This is a genomic window from Polaribacter glomeratus (assembly GCF_002954665.1).
Classification (GTDB): Bacteria; Bacteroidota; Bacteroidia; order Flavobacteriales; family Flavobacteriaceae; genus Polaribacter; species Polaribacter glomeratus.
In genome coordinates this window covers 2,103,609-2,122,238 of record NZ_MSCM01000001.1, presented here as the reverse complement: position 1 = coordinate 2,122,238, position 18,630 = coordinate 2,103,609, and the positions used below count along the sequence as shown (strand labels likewise).

Genomic DNA, 18,630 nt, shown 5'->3' with positions numbered 1-18,630 from the left:
TAGTTGTGTAAGGAAAGTTGCGTATTTAGAAACGTAATTTTCCGATTTAAAGATAATGAAATTTAATAAACGGAAATAATAATGATTAACAAAATAAGCAATTTTTTTTACACGGTGTTCGGTAACGTTTTTTCATTCAGATTAATTTCTAAAAAGGATTATAACGAATTAAATCATTTCAGAGATTCAAATATTGGTTTATATGCAATAGACCAAAACCCTAAAGATGTAACCTATAAATGGATACTTGAAAATAATTCAGAAATTACCTAATTTTACGACAAGGAAATTCATTCTTTATATTCTCCGAAAAATAAGTTCCTTTTGAAGATGAATTTATTAATTGATTATAAATGTTTTCAGGAACTTGTTTGTATTGATATATTGTATTATTTTTAAACAATATCTCTAAAGTTCCTAACAGATAACCTATTTCCTTAATGTTTGATGACGAAACCCTTATTCTTTCCATTTTTATGTAAATTTTTTAATTAAAATACTAATATTCAGTTTGTTATGTTGTTTTTATTCCGTATTTTTACTTTGTAAATAACGTGGTTTTATGGAATTAAATACAGCTTTTTTATTTTGGATTGTTGCTCAAATTTTTATGATTATTGGTTATTGTGTCGGAAGATATAAGAGATAATTTTTCTTTTAATTCAGAATTTTCTTTTCTTAATTCGTAATTGTTATTATTAGTAAATAATATTCCAGTTCCGAAAGAAATGAAACACAAAGCGGGAAGTCCTAAGTTTATAATCCAATTTGGTAATTTAGAAAACCAATTTTCAGTAAGAGGTTTATATAAACCTATATTAGAAATAATATTGCAACAGTCATTTAGAAATAAAATAATTTTCTCTTTTTGTACTGAAATTCTAGGGTCTGTTAAATTCATTCTAAAATGATTATACTGATGACTTTCTTTTCCGAAAAAATCAGATAAGTATGTTTTAGTTTCAACATCCCAATTCCGTATATCTGAAAGGTCTATATTTTTTAATTTTTCAGATTGTTGTGTTAAAATTTTAATTGCTTTTTCCTTTTTCATTCTTTTTAAGTGTGATTGGTAAATGTTACCCAACGTTGTTGTGTAAAGAAAGTTGCGGTTTAAAAACTCTAAAACTTTCCAATTTATAAATATAGTAAATTAGAAAACTAAAAATTATGATAATTACAGAAATAAGCAATTTTTTTTACACGGTGTTGGCTACCGTTTTTTATTCCGCCAATAATTTTTTTATTATAAATTCATATATAGCAATCAATCCTAAAATTGAACCAATAATCCAAGAAGCTATTTCAATCCAAGATTTTTTACTAGGTTCTTTTTCTGTTTTATTTACCGTTTTTTGTTTAACAGGACTATTTAAGGCAGTGTTTCCCGATGATTGAGTTCCGTAATTATTCCCTTGCGTTAAGTTCCCAATATTAATATTTACATTTTTTTCAGATTCTAATTCCTTTTTCTCTATGTGTTTTTCATATTCAAAATATCCACCAAGTTCTTTTGATTTCCTTCCTTTGTCGGATAATTCGAACCAACCATTTTTACCATCTTCAAAGAATTTTAATTTAGTGGCTAGTTTTTCAATCCTGTCACAAAGTTCATGGAAATATTCTCGTTCTTTTTCCGTTTGTGGATTGAAATCTTTCTTTAATAAAATATTATTAATACTAAATATATCAAATTTTTCAGCACCATTCAAAACTATATTAAAATACTTAATTACTATTTCTTCTTTCATTCCTTTTGAGTGTGATTGGTAATGGTTGCCAACGTTGTTGTGTATTGTAAGTTGCGTTTTTGTGAACGAGGAATTTCGGCAGAAATTCAGAAGTTACAAAAAAAGCAACAAGTTTTAAATTATGCTAAATATAGCAATTTACCATACACGGTGTAATGTAGTTATTGTATTGTATTTATTCATATTTCTTTTAAACGCCTCTAATCATTGGTTTTAAGTGTTTTATAGATGCAAAACAATGCATTTAAATTTAATTAAAAGTGTTTTTTGTTGTACCTATTGTTGTACCTTGCCTTCGTTTTGCAGCATATTGCTTCTCATATAAATCAATAGGTTATGTCTTCAATAAAATTAATTTTAAGAAAAAACAAGCTAGATAAAGCAGGTGAAGCGCCGCTTTATTTAAGAGTTATCAAAGATCGTTCAACTAAATTTATTTCATTAAGTTTAAAATTGAATCCTAATGAATGGGATGAAGATAGGCAAAAAGTTAAAAAGAATCACAGTAATTCTACAAGACTAAATGCTTACATATCTCAAAAGGTTGCAGATGCTAAAGGAGAGGTGGCGGACTTAGAAAGAAGAAACCTATCTACTACAGCTAGAAAATTAAAAGAAGCCATAAAAGGAAAACCTTTAACGAACTTTTTTGATTATTCAGCTAATCGTTGCGAAAAGCAAAAAGGTACTTTAGCGCATTCAACTTATACAAACTATAAAGCATATTTAAAGAAGTTTGAAACTTTTGTAGGGCATCGAGAATTAATGTTTGAAGATATTACAGTAACTACATTAAAAGATTACGCATCTTATTGCAGCTCTAAAATGGGTAATAATAACACAACTATTAATTTTTCTTTAAAGGTTATGAAGATAATGTTCAGAGAAGCGCAGAGAGAGGATTTAATACCTTTAGATTTATTTCCTTTCAATAAGTTTACCGTTAAAAAAGAAAAAAGTACAAGACGCTATTTAACAGCCGAACAATTAGAAAGTTTTATTAATTTAGAAGTTTCAAATAATTATAAAGCGCAAATCATAAAAGATATGTTTATCTTTTCTGTTTTTTCTGGTGGTTTAAGATTTGGCGATATATTAGAATTAAAATGGAATAATTACGACAAGAAAAATTCTAGAATTACAAAAATTATACGAAAAACTGGCAGACAGCATAGTGTAAAAATAGGTCAAAAAGCAATTGATATTTTGGAATGTTACATGCAAGAAAACCAGAAGAAAGAAGATGTTATTTTTCCATTTACGACCATAAAGGATGAATATTTTACAGACAAAGAGTATAGAAGTTTGGTAACAAGTAGAGCAACAGCATTAAGTAGTATGTATTTAAATAAAATGGGTGTAAAATTAGAATTACCTTTTAATTTATCGTTTCATTTGAGCAGACATACGTTTGCAACTAGAGCATTAAATAATGGAATGAGGATAGAGCACGTGTCTAAATTAATGGACCATTCAGATATTGGTATTACCCAAGTGTATGCTAAAATTATAAGTAGTGAGTTAGATAACGCAGTCGATAAATACATTAATTAAAATATGTTTAACAAATCAATAGATAGCTTTTTAAAAGATAATTTTGATGTCTTTTATAGTCAAGGAAAACAAAAAGCTAAGGATGAATATAAAGTTAAAGTAACTAGCAAAATTATAGGGTTAAATCATTTTGAAACGCTAAAATTTTATATTGGAGAGAGAAATAGAATAAAGGAATTGATAAGTTCAGACCCTCATCCTTACTATTTAGAAAATTATAGTGACGAAGACTTAGTATTAACCCAATATGCAAGTAGGCATTTTTTATTAGGGATAGAAGAGGGGCCTGAATTAATTAATTCTATTTATTTAGGTTTCTACTCAGCAAAAGTATATGGCTTCATTAATAACACTAGAAAAAAAATTTCTAAATATACTTTTAATCAATTTCTAGGGGGTGAAATATGTAAATACTACATTGAACTTGAAGATGATGTTCAATATAAAAAGCCATTTTATATTGAGAGCTTGGACTATAGTGATATTTTAGAATGGCAATCTAACAGCTTCATTAATATTGTTGTTTATGACGCTACTCTGGCTATTAAAAAATATCAGAAGTATTTAAAAAACACTAAAAACCCTTTAAACTTAATTAAGCAAGAGCTAATTATTATTGAAGAAGAACTTTTACCAAATATAATAGATGGTGAAAAGTTAAAGTTGATATTATCAAAATTGTTTTTATTTAAAGACTTCAATTTTATAGATTATGACAACTATTTATTGAGCACTAACTACGCCATTTTTAATCGGGATGGATTAGATTTTAGAAAAATAACCCCACTAAGTGTAGGTAGTGTTTTAGATAAAGTAATGCGAAATTCGCAAACTATTGTTAGTAATGAAGTTACGGTCTTTTATTTAATAGAAAAATTATCATTTTGGTTAAAAAGTATAATTAACGGACGACATTTTGAAGAACCTTACAGTTTCCCATTATGGAGTGAAGAGTTGAACGAATTATTAAATAAAGGAATATTAGTAGGAGCAGAAATTGGTAAAGAATTAACTGTTTATGCAGATTGCGCAGAAAACACAAAAGATGAGATTAAATTATTTTTAGTTCAGCAACTAGAGTGCTACAGGTCTGAATTTAGTTATTTCGAATCAGAAGAACTTTTTTCTTTATTTGCATATAGCGAAGAAACAAATTTAGCATGCGCTTTCAAAGTTGAATGTTTTCTTAACAATGACTCACAAAAATTTAAAGACTCTCTTTTAGAATTAGTTAAAATTAAGTTGTCTTTAGATGTTGTATCAGAATTTTACTTAAAATTCTTAAATAGCACAACTTTAGAGATTTCATCTAAATACCCTTCAATAAATCCTACATTCCTTTTTTATGAAATGTTTTTAGATAAAGAATTATACAATAAAATAGAGGGTCTATATAATGACATGATGCATCATTCAGTTTTTTTTTCAATTCCTCTACCTATTCTTCGTGAGACTCAAAAAGAGAATTATTCTAGGTTGTTTGCTTATGGAATGTCTAAGCTTAAAGAGGTCTTGGAAGGTGCTGAATTAAAAAATAAAATAATGTATTTGCAGAGTAGATTGAAAAATATAAGGGAACGTGAATTAAGAGCAGTTCACATGGTAGATGAAGTATTTAATTCCGCCGGTCCTTTGAGATATATCAACATTTTTAAAGACTTTTTATTAATTCAATCTGATTTCATTAAAGAAACAGCAACAATAAGTCTGGAAATGGTATTACCGAATCAAACAAAAAACTTAGTAACAAAGGAACCAATTAGCAATAATAAGCAAAGAGTAAAAAAAATAAAACATGAATCATTTACATATGTAGGCAAGCCATCAGAGCGATCAAAATTAACAGATTTAAGGAATGCTTTAATATCTAAAAATCTTATTGAAAAGAACACCAAATTAAAAGATTTTAATAAAGTTTTTAGTGGTGATTTTATTGAAGAGCCCATTGTTTGGAAAGGTAATATTTCTGAACTAACATATCTCATAAAGCAATTACATAATAAGTTAAGATATGTAGTTTATTTGAAGCAGGAACATTGGGTGGTAGCTGTTAAGTGCTTTATTCAACAAAATGGTGAGCGATATGAAAGAGCAAGGCTTAGAGGTCAAAAAAAAATCGCATCTACAAAAAACATCGATTTAGCTTTAAACACACTCAAATAGCACTCTACACTTTAAGTGCAATGCGAAAATATTTAATTCAAAAAATAGTTATCTTCCTTTGGGTTAACTGTTTTTTCAGGGTCCTCTGCACTCTACACCCTACTCTGCACTTTAAATGTAGAGTATTTTAAGCATTCTTTTCTTGTGACTTTTGGAAACATAATCATAAAAATTCATAAAATGAATGCAGTAATTTTAACAGTAGAACAGTACAAAGATTTAGTAAGTCGCTTAGATACGCTAAACAGAAAGTTGGATGAAAAATCTAAAACTCCTGAGGAAACTTTCTTAGACAATCAAGATTTTATTACGCTAATGACTATTAGCAAACGCACCGCCCAAACTTGGAGGGATGAAGGTCTTATATCGTTTTCTCAAATAGGTTCAAAAATCTATTATAGAATGGGCGATGTAAAAAAACTTTTAGACAAAAACTACAAAGCAGCTTTTTCTAGCAAAAAACGAAACTATTAATTTTCAAAATTATGGAAGTACTAGCAACGGTAATTAAAGAGTTTTTAAAGAAGGTTGAAGTTGAATCATTAAAATACAGCAAATAATATGGAGCATTTATTTGAAAAAGAAAACTATAATTCTTTAGACAAAAAGTATACTAAAAGTTTACTAATAATAGCAGACAGGCTCTTATGCGAAATGTATAGGTTTAAGGTTGATAGGTTAGCTGATGATTCTTTGGTGAAATATATTGATTTTTTTATATATGAGGTTAAAAAAATTGAAATGCTGGGAAAAGCAAATCCAAGATTTTTATGGCAAGATTTTCAAGATACGATTGATTTTTGGTATAAGAAGGATAAAAATATAACAGCAGCTGAACTTATTATTTGCTGGGATGATACAAAGGATTATAACCCAATAAAAATTCATATAAACATATAGCACAATGGTAGATTACGTAAGAATAGGGACAGAATATTATAAAATCTGCAGAATCCCATTACTAAGTGGGGATAGTGAAAAGGCTTTAATTAAGTGGTCTAAAGGGGAAATAGTAACTGATTACGGAAAAGGTTTTCTTGATTCGGTAAAACGGTATGATGGCTTTATTACAATACCAGACAATCAAAATTATCAGCAAGAAATTAATTTTTTTTATAATGAATATGAAAAAATAAAACATAAACTTGCGAAAGGTAGGTTTGACAAAACGGAGCAGTTTTTAAGACATATTTTCAGAGAACAGTATGATTTGGGGCTTGATTATTTGACAATATTATGGCAACTACCAACTCAGATTCTACCAATTCTGTGCCTGGTAAGTGATTCACGAAATACAGGAAAGACTTCCTTTCTAAATTGGTTGAAGTTGTTGTTTCAAGGAAATATGACCATCAATAAGAATGAAGATTTTAGGAGTAGATTTAATAGTGATTGGTCGTCAAAATTAATAATTGCAATAGATGAAGTATTGCTAGATAGACGGGAAGATAGTGAGCGTATTAAAAATCTTTCTACAGCAAGTTCCTACAAAACAGAATCTAAAGGAAAAGATAAAATTGAAACTAATTTTTTCGGCAAGTTTATTTTATGTTCCAATAATGAAGAAAATTTCATTCAAATTGATGAAAAAGAAATTAGATATTGGGTTATTAAGGTAAAGTCATTTGAAAAAGAAGATGTAAATATGCTAAAAAAACTAAAAGCTGAAGTTTCTCATTTTTTGTATTTTTTAAATACTAGGAAAATTGTAGCAGAAAGGCAAACCAGAATGTGGTTTACAAAGCAGCAAATTTACACACCTGCCTTAGATAAAGTAATTAAAGGCAATAAAACCTACATAAGTCAAGAAATAAAGGAAATTTTAATTGATGATTTTATCACTTTTGAAGTAGATGTTTTAAGGTATACCGCTTCTGATTTGTTAGAAAAACTATCCAGAAGCAACATAAGAACCATTCGCAATAAAGTTTCTAATACACTAAAAGTAGACTATGGATTATCGCCAATTAATGGAAGCTACAAGAAATATCATTTTGCATTAAATACGGCGAATAAATCAATCCTTGATTCTGAAACTAAAAAAGGAAGGTATTTTGAGTTTGAGAAAAAGGATTTTATAGAAACAGTGTTGATTGTTGATGAATAGCAATAAACTCAGGTATATAAAGGGTTTGCAGCAACAACAGTGATTCAACTAGCTGTCAACAAGTTTAACTTTAGGTTTTACTGTTGACAGCTTGTTGATTTCCTGTTACTTTGTAGATGGCTGATTACTATATAGTTATGCGGGTTTTGCAACAAGGCAACAGTAATTGTGTAATTTATCAATCATAATGGCTTTCGGATAGTAATTGTTAAGAGCTTCTCTCTTTTTTTTAGAAAATCAATACTTTTACTTGTGGTATATATTTAAATCTGTAAAATTGAACCCATCACTTTCTATTGTAAAGTTCAAATGATGGTATTGCAGAAATAGATTGCAGATTACGGTGTATAAAAATTAGGGTAAACATAGGGGTTGTGATAGTTAAATTTAAATAAGCAATACCCTTTTTAGCAATACCAAAAGCACTAAAAACACGACTAGCAATACTGTTATCAATGCAGGCAATACCAAAAATACAGCAAGCAATACCTTTAGCAATAGGTGCAATACCAAAAACCTCTTTAGCAATACCAAAAAGACCGCTAGCAATACCTTCTGCAATACCGCAATACCTTTTTTGGCAATACCTCAATACCTTCTGCAATACCGCAATACCTTTTTTGGCAATACCTCAATACCTTCTGCAATACCGCAATGCCTTTTTTGGCAATAACTCAATACTTTCTGCAATACCGCAATACCTTCTGCAATACCGCAATGCCTGAATCTTAAAAGAGCAATACGATATTTTAGAAAACGTTATCAATAATATAGTTTCCTATTAATATAAATTATATTTTTAACCTCTAAATTAAAAAAGACTTTAAAAAAAATGTCAGAAGAATTTCTTAAAAACAGCTGCTGCTAAACTTCTTTAAGCTAAGGTGTATATGATTATAAAAATTATTTTACAGGTTTTATCTTCTTTAATTATTGCCGTAAAAGTTACATTTAAATGCAGGTAAAATCTCTCAAAAATATATGTTACAAGCCTTTATAATGCTAATGTTTTAATAAAGTAATTACTACAATCCATCAAAAGAGATAAGTAAGGAAAATGAGATTTTTAAGGGAGTTAAATGAAACTTCCTTCGCTTCCGTTAAAAACCACAACTTCCTTGCTGTATATCTTTAAAATATTTATATTTTTATAAATTAATTGCTACCATACTTAATAAGCCACCAAATATGACATCTGATAAACTAGACTTATCTACACCAGACCTCGTAAACCAAAATATAGAAAAAATTGCAGCCTTATTTCCTAACTGTGTTACAGAAACTGCAGAAGGCAAAGCCATAGATTTCGACCTTTTAAAACAAGAATTAAACCACGAAATTGTAGAAGGTGCAAAAGAACGCTACCGACTAGAATGGCCAGGAAAAAAAGAAGCAATTGTAACCGCAAACTTACCTACTACAAAAACATTAAGACCAGTACGTGAAGATTCTGTAGATTTCGATACTACAGAGAATATGTACATTGAAGGCGATAACCTAGAAGTTCTTAAAATTTTACAAGAAAGCTATTTAGGGAAGATTAAAATGATATACATAGACCCACCTTACAATACAGGTAAGGACTTTGTATATAAAGACAACTTTACACAAGACAGTAAAGAATACAAAGAAGAAACAGACCAGATAGATAAATATGGCAATCGTTTGGTAGCCAACCCAGAATCTGCAGGACGTTATCATTCTGATTGGTTAACAATGATGTACCCAAGATTAAAACTTGCGAGAAATTTATTGACTGATGATGGAGTTATTTTTATATCCATAGGAGAGCAAGAAGTTCATAATTTACGTAAAGTATCCGATGAGATTTTTGGAAGCGTTAATTTTATAGGTGGTGCAGGAAGAATCTCTAAAAAAGCAAATAACAAAGGAGACTATTGGGCTCCTAATTTTGACCACGTTCTCACATATTGTAAGAATAGAGAGTTTTGTACTCCATTTTTTGGAGGTATTAATTATGATGCATATAATTTAATTGAAGAAGAAGGTTCACGTAAAGGTGAAATGTATCAATTAGTCCGATTATATATGACAAGTCTTGATCCTCGACCAAATCAAAGATATTTCATAGAGTGTCCTGATGGTAGTTTTGTAATTCCGCCAGGTGAAGTATTTCCTAATCAAAAATTGGATGCTGCATTTATTTCTCCTAAAAGTAAAAAAGATAAAGTTTGGAGATGGTCATATAAATCATATTTAGAAAAGAAAGATGAAATTGTAGTTAAAAAAGTAAGATCATCAAATTTAGTAAATGAAGAAGGTGGAGAGACTTTTTGGAATGTTTTTACAAAAACATTTTTAAATGATGTAATTGAAAAGTCATCTGCTACTCCTAATAATTTTATTGAAAATCACATTAATCAATCATCATCTCACGAATTAAAAAAGTTAGGTATTCCTTTTGATTTTGCTAAACCTAGTTCATTAATTAAATTTTTGATGGAAACATGTAGAGTTTCAGAGAATGACATTGTACTTGATTTCTTTTCTGGTTCAGCTTCTTCTGCTCACGCAGTTTTAGATAAAAATGCAGAAGACAAAAAATCTAGAAAATTTATAATGGTTCAACTTCCTGAAATAAACAATCCCGATTCAGATGAATACAAAGCGGGTTATAAAAATATTTGTGAAATAGGTAAAGAACGCATCCGAAGAGCAGCAACTAAAATAAAAGAAGAAACCAAAGCAGATATAGATTACGGTTTCAAAGTATTTAAAGTAGACAGCAGCAATATGCAAGATGTATATTATAAACCACAAGACTACAACCAAGGGCAATTAGATGTGTTTGCAGATAATATAAAAGAAGATAGAACTTCAGAAGATTTACTCACACAAATACTATTAGATTGGGGCTTACCACTTACCTTAAAAACAGAAACCCTAACCATACAAGGCAAAGAAGTATTTAAAGTAGATGCTAATTACCTAATGGCGTGTTTTGCAGAAGGTGTAGATGAAGCTTTTGCCAAGGAAATAGCAACCTACCAACCTTTGCGTGTCGTGTTTAAAGACAGTGGTTTTAAAGATGATACTGCCAAAGAAAATGTAAAGCAATTGCTAAAGCAATTAAGCCCTAACACAGAAATGAAAGTGATATAAGTTATGGTGGTATCTCAAATTAATTCTCAAATAACGCTTAATTATCTGCAAACAAAAGTAGAAAACCAATACTTTGAGCGGAAAGGCTTGGGGGAAAAAGAAATTGTACCTTCAAAAATTGCCAATGAATTAATTGGTATGTTAAATTCAGATGGTGGTGTATTGGCTTATGGTGTTGCAGATAATGGTGCTATAGAAGATTTAAAAACCTTTACACCAGAAAAATTAAGTAATTACCGCAACTTAATACACGATTTTATTGAGCCTTTTGGTAATATAGAGTTAGAAGAAGTTACAATTTCCGGGCAGCTTATTTTTCTGTTTCACGTAGACCAAGATATAGAGCGTATTTATAAACGTAAAGACAATGAATGTATTTATTTACGTATAGATGATAAAAACAAATTATTAGATAGAGATGCAGTTCGCAGACTTGAATATGACAAACAGATACGGAAATTTGAAGATGAACTCGAACCTAGTTTCGACTTTGAAGATTTAGACACTAAATTATTAGAGCGTTACAAACAAAAAATAAATTACAAAGGCAGTGTGCTAGACTTGTTGGTAAAAAGACATTTAGCTATAAAAAAAGAAGGAAAATATAGTATTAAAAAAGCGGGTGTTTTGCTTTTTTCTATAGACCCAGAAAAATATATTACTTCTGCATCTTTACGCTATGTGCGTTACGAAGGTGTTGAAACAAAAGTAGGTACAGAGCACAATGTGGTTAAAGATGTACGTTTTGAAAACAATATACCTTGGATAATAGGCAAGGTAAAAGAGTTTCTACAAGTTACCTTAAAAGATTATTATTTTTTAGACTTAAAAACGGGTCGTTTTAATAAAGTTCCAGAATACCCCGAAGAAGCTTGGTTAGAAGGAATTGTGAATGCACTTTGTCATAGATCATACAATGTTCAAGGCAATTTAATTTATATAAAACATTTTGATAATCGTTTAGAAATTTCTAACAGTGGGCCTTTACCTGCTCAAGTAAATATAGAAAATATAAAAACAGAAAGATATTCTAGAAACCCTAGAATAGCAAGGGCGTTAGAGGATATGGGTTTTGTAAGGCAATTAAATGAAGGTGTTTCTCGTATTTACAAATCAATGGAAGAATCAATGCTTTCAATGCCAGAGTACATAGAAAAAAATGGTAATGTATATTTGATTTTGCGTAATAAAGTAAGTGACCATACCAAAACAATCCCTGATGCAATTATAAAACATATTCAAAATAATTGGTCAAATTATAACGAAACTCAAAGAAAGGTTTTACAGTTTTTGCTTTACAATAATAAAGCAACTGTTGCCGAATTATCAGAACATACAGAGATTAATGAAAAAACTATAAAATTGTATTTAAAGCAATTTATAGAAAATGAAAATATTCTAGATAGGTTGAGCGATAAGGTTAGAGATAAAAATGCAAAATATGCGTTTAGGAAGGTTTAAACGCATTTAGCGAACACCACGTAAAGCAGTTATTATGCTGATATATAGACGTATGTATGTATTAAGGAACATTTCGATGTATATAAGGAACAAATAAAACAAATGAAGCTACAGTTTAAAGAACAACAATTTCAAGTAGATGCTGTAAAAGCAATAACCGATAGTTTTTTAGGTCAAGAAAAAGGTTCTGGTCATTTCACGCTAGAACGTAGTAAGGAGTTAATGCAAAAAGCAAAACAAGCTGCAGCAGGTATTAATACTTTACAATTTACAGAAGAGGTAGATGAAAATATTGGGTATAGAAATAAGCTACTAAAAATTACAGACAATCAATTGTTGCAAAACATACAAAAGGTACAGCAACAAAATGATATAAGAGAAAGTGAAATTTTAGAAAAGCCTACAGTTCAAAAAAAAGGAATTAACCTTACAATAGAAATGGAAACGGGTACAGGTAAAACCTATACCTACATTCGTACTATGTACGAATTGCACGCGCAATATGGTTGGTCTAAGTTTATTATTATTGTGCCAAGTGTTGCTATTCGAGAAGGTGTGTACAAATCTTTTGAAGTAACAGAAACACATTTTCAAGAAAAGTATGGGCATAAAATAAAACCATTTATTTACAACTCTTCAAAACCTACAGATATAGAAAACTTTGCATCAGACAGTCGTATTAGCGTAATGATTATTAATACACAAGCATTTAATGCCAGAGGAAAAGATGCAAGACGTATTTATGCAGAAATAGATAGTTTTCAATCTAGAAGACCTATAGATATTATTGCACAAACAAATCCTATTTTAATAATAGATGAACCTCAATCTGTTGATGGTGTTAAAACCTTGGCAAGTATGCAAGATTTTAATCCACTGTTTACTATTAGATATTCAGCTACACATAAAGAAGATTACAACAAGGTTTATCGTTTAGATGCTATAGATGCATACAGTAAAAAGTTGGTAAAGAAAATTCACGTAAAAGGGATTAACTTAAAAGGTTCTACAGGTACAACGGGCTATGTGTATTTAGAACAGATTGAAACTAAAACAGGAAAAGCACCAGTAGCTATAATCGAATATGAAAAACGAAGCGGTTCTGGAGTAAAAAGATATAGACATCGTTTAGAAGAAGGAGCTAATTTATTTGAATTATCTGGTGAAATGCCACAATATAAAAATTGCTTAATTACAGATATTAATGGTGCTTCTAATACTATTTCTGTAAATGGAATATCCTTACAAGCTGGTGATGCAGTTGGCGATTTAGATGAAAAAGCATTTAGACGTATTCAAATTCGTGAAACTATTTTATCACACTTACAAAAGGAGAAAGAGTTATATAATAAAGACATAAAAGTGTTATCGTTATTCTTTATTGACACAGTAGATAAGTATCGAAAATACGACGAAAATGGCGAACAAGTTTTAGGTGAATATGCGCAGATATTTGAAGAAGAATACAACAAATTAAAAAATGATTTTTTAGATTTATTTCAACAAGATTATAACGACTATTTAAAAGATACAGATCCTGGTACTGCACGTAAAGCGTATTTTCCTAGTGCGTATGCCGAGTTTTTAGATAGAGATAAAGCTGATGAAATTCACAATGGTTACTTTTCTATAGATAAAAAGAAAAAGTTTATAGATCCATCTGTAAAACGTGGCTCTGAAGATTCTGATGATATTTCTGCCTACGATTTAATAATGAAAGATAAAGAACGCTTGTTGAGTCTTGAAGAACCAACACGTTTTATCTTTTCGCATTCAGCTTTAAAAGAGGGTTGGGATAACCCTAATGTTTTTCAAATCTGTGCTTTAAAACATACGGAAACAGCAAGTAAAAATAGAAGAAGGCAAGAAGTAGGGCGTGGTATGTGTTGAAGGTAAAAATGGTATTCGCCAAGATTATGATACCGTTGGTGATGCTGTGCATAGTGTTAATAAATTAACAATTATAGCATCAGAAAGTTATGAGGATTTTGCAAAAGGATTACAGTCAGAAATTGCAGCAACCTTAAAAGATAGACCTCAAAAAGCAGAGATAGAGTTTTTTATTGGTAAAGTTGTTACAGATGCAATGGGTGTTGAAATGCGTATCGATAAAGAAGTAGCTAAAAAGCTCAACAAAATATTATATAAAAATGATATTATTGATGAAGATGATAAAATCACAGAAGAAGGTAAAATAGCTATTGAACAAAACAAAGTAGTTTTACCAGAAAATTTAGAACCATTTAGAGCATCCATTACAAAACTATTAAAATCAGTTTATACTGGTGAAATGATAAAACCAGAAAACGATAGAAATATAATCACAGCAACGCTTAATAAAAATTTCCATAAAAAAGAGTTTCAAGAACTTTGGAAAAAAATAAATATTAAAACCATTTATGAAGTAAAATTTAATACTAAAAAACTAATCAACGATAGTGTAATTAGGTTAAATGCAGATTTATATATTTCAGATAGAATTTATGAAATTAAAACAGGGTTTCTAAAAGACAGTAATAAAGAAGAGTTACAAAATAAAGAAGGTTTTAAGCAAACCAACAGAGAATCTAAAAAGTTAGATGCAGATTTATATACAGATACGGTATATGATATAGTGGGTGAAATAGTAAACGTCACCAACTTAACACGTAGAAGTATTGTGGCTATTTTGCAAAAAATAAGTCCACAAAAATTTGTCTTACTACGTAAAAACCCTGAAGAATTTATAGCAAAATCGGGAGGCTTAATAAATGAAGTAAAAGCGAGTCTAATATTACACAATATTAAGTATTACAAAACAGAAGATCGTTACGATGCTAAATCGGTATTTACCAACGAAATTACAGTAGATAGAAACTCAGAAAAAGTAAAAAATCATATCTACGATTATGTTAAATCAGATTCAAATATAGAAACGGCATTTGCAGAAGCGTTAAGCACAAGTGCAGTGGTTTCTGTATTCGCTAAACTACCTAAAGATTTCTACATTACAATTCCTACAGGTGAAAAAACAGGTAAGTATAGTCCAGATTGGGCAATAGTTTTTGAAAAAGAAAAAGTACGTGAAATTTACTTTGTAGCTGAAACAAAAGGTTCAGATAAACAACAAGATTTAAGGGGTATTGAAGCTCTTAAAATACATTGTGCAGAAGAACATTTTAAAGAGATTGGTAATGGTGAAGTGCTGTTTAGTAAAGTAAGTACGTATGAAAAAATGTTAGAGATGGTTACTTTAAAATAAAGAAAAATGTTAAAGAATATTATATTTATAGTTGTAATACCTTTTATTATTCTTGCTGTAAAAGGCTTTGGCACGATGGGTTTTGTTATTTGTGGGGGGTATCTACTATTTTATTTTGCATATTATCATCCAGAACCTTCAAGTAACTACGTCTCTCAAAATCCACCAGTAAAAAAATCTAGTACAACTGTCGCTACTCCATTAAAGGTGGCCCCTATTGTGCTTAAACCAAAAGAAACACCATCTAAATTCAGTTTATCCCAAAATGAATTTGAAAGTGAAATTAATCAACAATTAAATATCATAAAAGGTTCGGTTACTAAAATAGTATGGGTTGGTGATTCTCATAGAACACATCCATGGAGTTTACAGCCAGGTGGTTGTACAGTAGTTGTATTATTTAAAAACAAAAGTTGTTTAGGCTATGATAAGGTAAAAAGACCAGATCGCTACACTCTAAAAATAGCTAATGATTTCCTTTCAAATCATTATAGCAATTTACACGTTGATACATTAGAACAATATATCAATGAAATTTATTTAACCAGCGACAGTGGTGTAGATTTAAAAAAAGTTTGGCATTCTAATATGAATCAAAGTCCTTGGAGTATTTTAGAACAATATAGAACAAAGTGATTTTTATGAAGTTAATAGACAATGTAAATAATCGATTAAACGATGAGTTAAAAATAGAAATTAAAAAAGGTAGTAAAATGGCAATTGCTGCATCTTCTTTTTCTATCTATGCTTTTGAGGCTTTAAAAAAAGAATTAAAGGGAATAGAGGAATTGAAATTTATTTTCACCTCACCTACTTTCTTAAAGGAGAAATTAAATAAAGAATCAAGAGAGTTTTATATACCTCATATTTTTAATGAAGCAGATTTATGTGGAGGAGAGTTTGAATTACGTTTAAAAAGCGAACTAAATCAAAAGGCAATAGCTAAAGAGTGCTCTACTTGGGTAAAAGAAAAAGTAACCTTTAAGTCTAATAAAAACGCAAACACTCCTTTGAATGGCTTAATACATATAGATAATAAAGAATCTGGCGCAGCCTTTTCTAATATTAATGGTTTTACAACGTCAGATTTGGGAGTTAGCCATAAAAAAGGTTTTCCTACATTAATTCAAAAAGTAGATTTTCCTCAAAGTAATGCATATTTAGAATGGTTCAATCAGATATGGGGAAATCAAGAAAATTTACAAGACGTAACTAATTTTGTACAAGAGTATTTTGAAAATGCGTATAAAGAGAATAGTCCAGAGTTTATTTATTTTATTACGCTCTATAATATTTTTAGCGATTTTCTAGATGATATTGCAATGGAAAATTTACCCAATGATGAAATTGGGTTTAAAGATACAGTGACTTGGGGAATGCTTTATAATTTCCAAAAAGATGCAGTAATTGGGGCTATTAATAAATTAGAAAAATACAATGGCTGTATAATTGCAGATAGCGTTGGTTTGGGAAAAACGTTTTCTGCATTAGGTGTCATAAAATATTACGAAAAAAGAAACAAAGATGTTCTGGTATTATGCCCTAAAAAATTAGAAGCTAACTGGAATACCTATCGCCAAAATGATAAAGACAACATTTTATCTAAAGATAGATTTAGATATGATGTTTTATTTCATACAGACTTGTCTCGCAAAAGGGGTATGAGCAATGGTCGTAATTTAGAAAATGTAAATTGGGGTAATTACGGTTTAGTTGTAATTGATGAATCGCACAACTTTAGAAACAACAATACATCAGTAGGTAAAGAAAATAGATACCAAAAATTATTACGTAAAATAATGCAAGAAGGCATAGAGACAAAGGTTTTAATGCTATCTGCAACACCAGTAAACAATAGGTTTAATGATTTAAAAAATCAATTAGCTTTAGCTTATGAAGGTACTTCAGAAAAGATTGATGAAAAGCTAGATACAGAAAGAGGTGTCGATACTATCTTTAAAAGAGCACAACAGGCTTTTAATAGTTGGTCTAAATTTGAAACAGAACAGCGCACTACAGAAAAATTACTAGAAATGTTAGATTTTGATTTCTTTGAAATTTTAGATAGTCTAACCATAGCACGTTCAAGAAAGCACATTACTACTTATTATGATACATCTGAAATTGGAGAATTTCCAAAAAGAAATAAACCAATATCTATTCAAAGTGCTTTAACAAAAAATACCGGTACTAATTATATTGAAATTGCAGAAAGATTATCATTATTAAATCTTTCTGTTTATTCACCCTTAAGTTATATTCTGCCTAGTAAGGTTCAAATGTATGCTGACTTATATGATAAGCAAGTAAAAGCTGGTTCTGGTAAATTTGCTCAAATAGATCGAGAAGCAAGTTTAAAGATTTTAATGCGTATGAATTTATTAAAACGTATTGAAAGTTCTGTGTATGCTTTTAGATTAACAGTTCAGAATATATTAGGGCAAATAGTAAATGCTATAAACGCTATTGAAAAAGGGGAAGAAAACACCTTCTCTGGTATACAAGCAAATATATCTAATGATATAGATTGGGATGCAGATTGGGGTGATGAAGAAAATGTAATTGGTAAAAAAGTAAAAGTTCATATTGCAGATATGGATGGTAGAAAATGGAAAGAAGATTTAAGTGCTGATGTTGAAATATTAGAACAACTTTTATCTGAAATTTCTATAGTAAAAGATAGTTTAGATTATAAATTAACGGATTTAAAAGAATTAGTAAAAGAAAAAATTGAGAACCCTAAAAATCCTGATAACAAAAAAGTAATCATTTTTACAGCTTTCGCAGATACTGCTAATTATTTATATGATAACCTAAAGTCAGAGTTTAAAACATTTTATGGATTAAACACTGCATTAATAACAGGTAGCAGCCGTAAATGTACATCTAAAGTAATTCCAACAGATTTGAATACATTGTTAACTTGTTTTTCACCACGTTCTAAAAGTAAACAACAATTACATCCTAATATAAAAGAATCAATAGATATTTTAATAGCAACAGATTGTATTTCAGAAGGCCAAAATTTACAAGACTGTGATTTTTTAGTCAATTATGATATACATTGGAATCCTGTACGTATCATTCAACGTTTTGGTAGAATAGATAGAATAGGTTCTATTAATGAAAATATTACAATGGTTAATTTTTGGCCAGATATAACATTAGATAATTATATCAATCTAAAATCTAGAGTAGAAAATAAAATGCTAATCAGTAATATGGCAAGT

At 29.5% G+C, this 18,630-nt stretch carries 16 protein-coding genes; 12 read left to right on the top strand and 4 right to left on the bottom strand.

Going from position 1 to position 18,630, the window contains the following annotated elements; all coding sequences use genetic code 11:
• Nucleotides 1-81: 81 nt before the first annotated feature.
• The gene (locus BTO16_RS09030) at nt 82-273 is read left to right on the top strand and encodes a hypothetical protein (protein WP_105021259.1); all 192 of its coding nucleotides are present in this window, start codon (nt 82-84) and stop codon (nt 271-273) included.
• Here BTO16_RS09030 and BTO16_RS09025 read toward each other — a convergent pair.
• The 3 genes from BTO16_RS09025 to BTO16_RS09015 form a co-directional block, all read right to left on the bottom strand.
• On the bottom strand, nt 266-472 hold the full coding sequence (locus tag BTO16_RS09025; RefSeq protein ID WP_105021258.1) for a KTSC domain-containing protein: 207 nt from the start codon (nt 470-472) through the stop codon (nt 266-268). The genes BTO16_RS09030 and BTO16_RS09025 overlap by 8 nt on opposite strands.
• Before the next feature lie 111 nt (nt 473-583).
• Nucleotides 584-1,054, bottom strand: a complete 471-nt coding sequence (locus BTO16_RS09020) for a hypothetical protein (RefSeq protein WP_146105374.1) — start codon at nt 1,052-1,054, stop codon at nt 584-586.
• A gap of 169 nt (nt 1,055-1,223) precedes the next feature.
• On the bottom strand, nt 1,224-1,751 hold the full coding sequence (locus BTO16_RS09015) for a hypothetical protein (RefSeq protein WP_105021256.1): 528 nt from the start codon (nt 1,749-1,751) through the stop codon (nt 1,224-1,226).
• 336 nt (nt 1,752-2,087) lie between these two features.
• On the opposite strand from BTO16_RS09015, the gene BTO16_RS09010 reads away from it, so the two are divergent.
• The 5 genes from BTO16_RS09010 to BTO16_RS08990 all read left to right on the top strand — a co-directional run bounded on the left by BTO16_RS09010 (nt 2,088) and on the right by BTO16_RS08990 (nt 7,575).
• Entirely contained in the window at nt 2,088-3,305 is a 1,218-nt protein-coding gene (locus tag BTO16_RS09010) for a site-specific integrase (RefSeq protein WP_105021255.1), read from the top strand.
• Nucleotides 3,306-3,308: 3 nt separating this feature from the next.
• Nucleotides 3,309-5,468 carry a hypothetical protein gene (locus BTO16_RS09005; RefSeq protein ID WP_105021254.1) on the top strand — a complete coding sequence of 720 codons (2,160 nt, stop codon included), beginning with the start codon at nt 3,309-3,311 and terminating at the stop codon, nt 5,466-5,468.
• A gap of 180 nt (nt 5,469-5,648) precedes the next feature.
• Entirely contained in the window at nt 5,649-5,942 is a 294-nt protein-coding gene (locus BTO16_RS09000) for a helix-turn-helix domain-containing protein (protein WP_105021253.1), read from the top strand.
• An 87-nt stretch (nt 5,943-6,029) separates the two neighbouring features.
• The gene (locus BTO16_RS08995) at nt 6,030-6,368 is read left to right on the top strand and encodes a hypothetical protein (protein WP_105021252.1); all 339 of its coding nucleotides are present in this window, start codon (nt 6,030-6,032) and stop codon (nt 6,366-6,368) included.
• Nucleotides 6,369-6,372: 4 nt separating this feature from the next.
• Nucleotides 6,373-7,575 (top strand): primase-helicase family protein, encoded by a 1,203-nt coding sequence (locus BTO16_RS08990; protein WP_105021251.1) that lies wholly within the window; start codon nt 6,373-6,375, stop codon nt 7,573-7,575.
• Nucleotides 7,576-7,861: 286 nt separating this feature from the next.
• Here the strand turns inward: BTO16_RS08990 and BTO16_RS08985 are convergent, their stop codons facing one another.
• On the bottom strand, nt 7,862-8,179 hold the full coding sequence (locus BTO16_RS08985; RefSeq protein WP_146105373.1) for a hypothetical protein: 318 nt from the start codon (nt 8,177-8,179) through the stop codon (nt 7,862-7,864).
• A gap of 584 nt (nt 8,180-8,763) precedes the next feature.
• Between BTO16_RS08985 and BTO16_RS08980 the strand changes: the two genes are divergently transcribed.
• The 6 genes from BTO16_RS08980 to BTO16_RS08960 all read left to right on the top strand — a co-directional run.
• Nucleotides 8,764-10,698 carry a site-specific DNA-methyltransferase gene (locus BTO16_RS08980; protein WP_105021249.1) on the top strand — a complete coding sequence of 645 codons (1,935 nt, stop codon included), beginning with the start codon at nt 8,764-8,766 and terminating at the stop codon, nt 10,696-10,698.
• A gap of 3 nt (nt 10,699-10,701) precedes the next feature.
• A complete protein-coding gene (locus tag BTO16_RS08975; protein WP_105021248.1) occupies nt 10,702-12,159 on the top strand; it encodes an ATP-binding protein in 1,458 nt (485 codons plus the stop codon).
• A 102-nt stretch (nt 12,160-12,261) separates the two neighbouring features.
• Nucleotides 12,262-14,049: a DEAD/DEAH box helicase family protein gene (locus tag BTO16_RS17850; RefSeq protein ID WP_245892043.1), complete on the top strand. Its 1,788-nt coding sequence runs from the start codon at nt 12,262-12,264 to the stop codon at nt 14,047-14,049.
• The gene (locus BTO16_RS17845) at nt 14,036-15,400 is read left to right on the top strand and encodes a restriction endonuclease (RefSeq protein ID WP_245892042.1); all 1,365 of its coding nucleotides are present in this window, start codon (nt 14,036-14,038) and stop codon (nt 15,398-15,400) included. The genes BTO16_RS17850 and BTO16_RS17845 overlap by 14 nt, the downstream gene beginning before the upstream one ends.
• Before the next feature lie 6 nt (nt 15,401-15,406).
• Nucleotides 15,407-16,036 carry a hypothetical protein gene (locus tag BTO16_RS08965; RefSeq protein ID WP_105021247.1) on the top strand — a complete coding sequence of 210 codons (630 nt, stop codon included), beginning with the start codon at nt 15,407-15,409 and terminating at the stop codon, nt 16,034-16,036.
• Between the two features lie 5 nt (nt 16,037-16,041).
• The coding region (locus BTO16_RS08960) for a helicase-related protein (RefSeq protein WP_105021246.1) at nt 16,042-18,630 on the top strand (2,589 nt) is incomplete at its 3' end.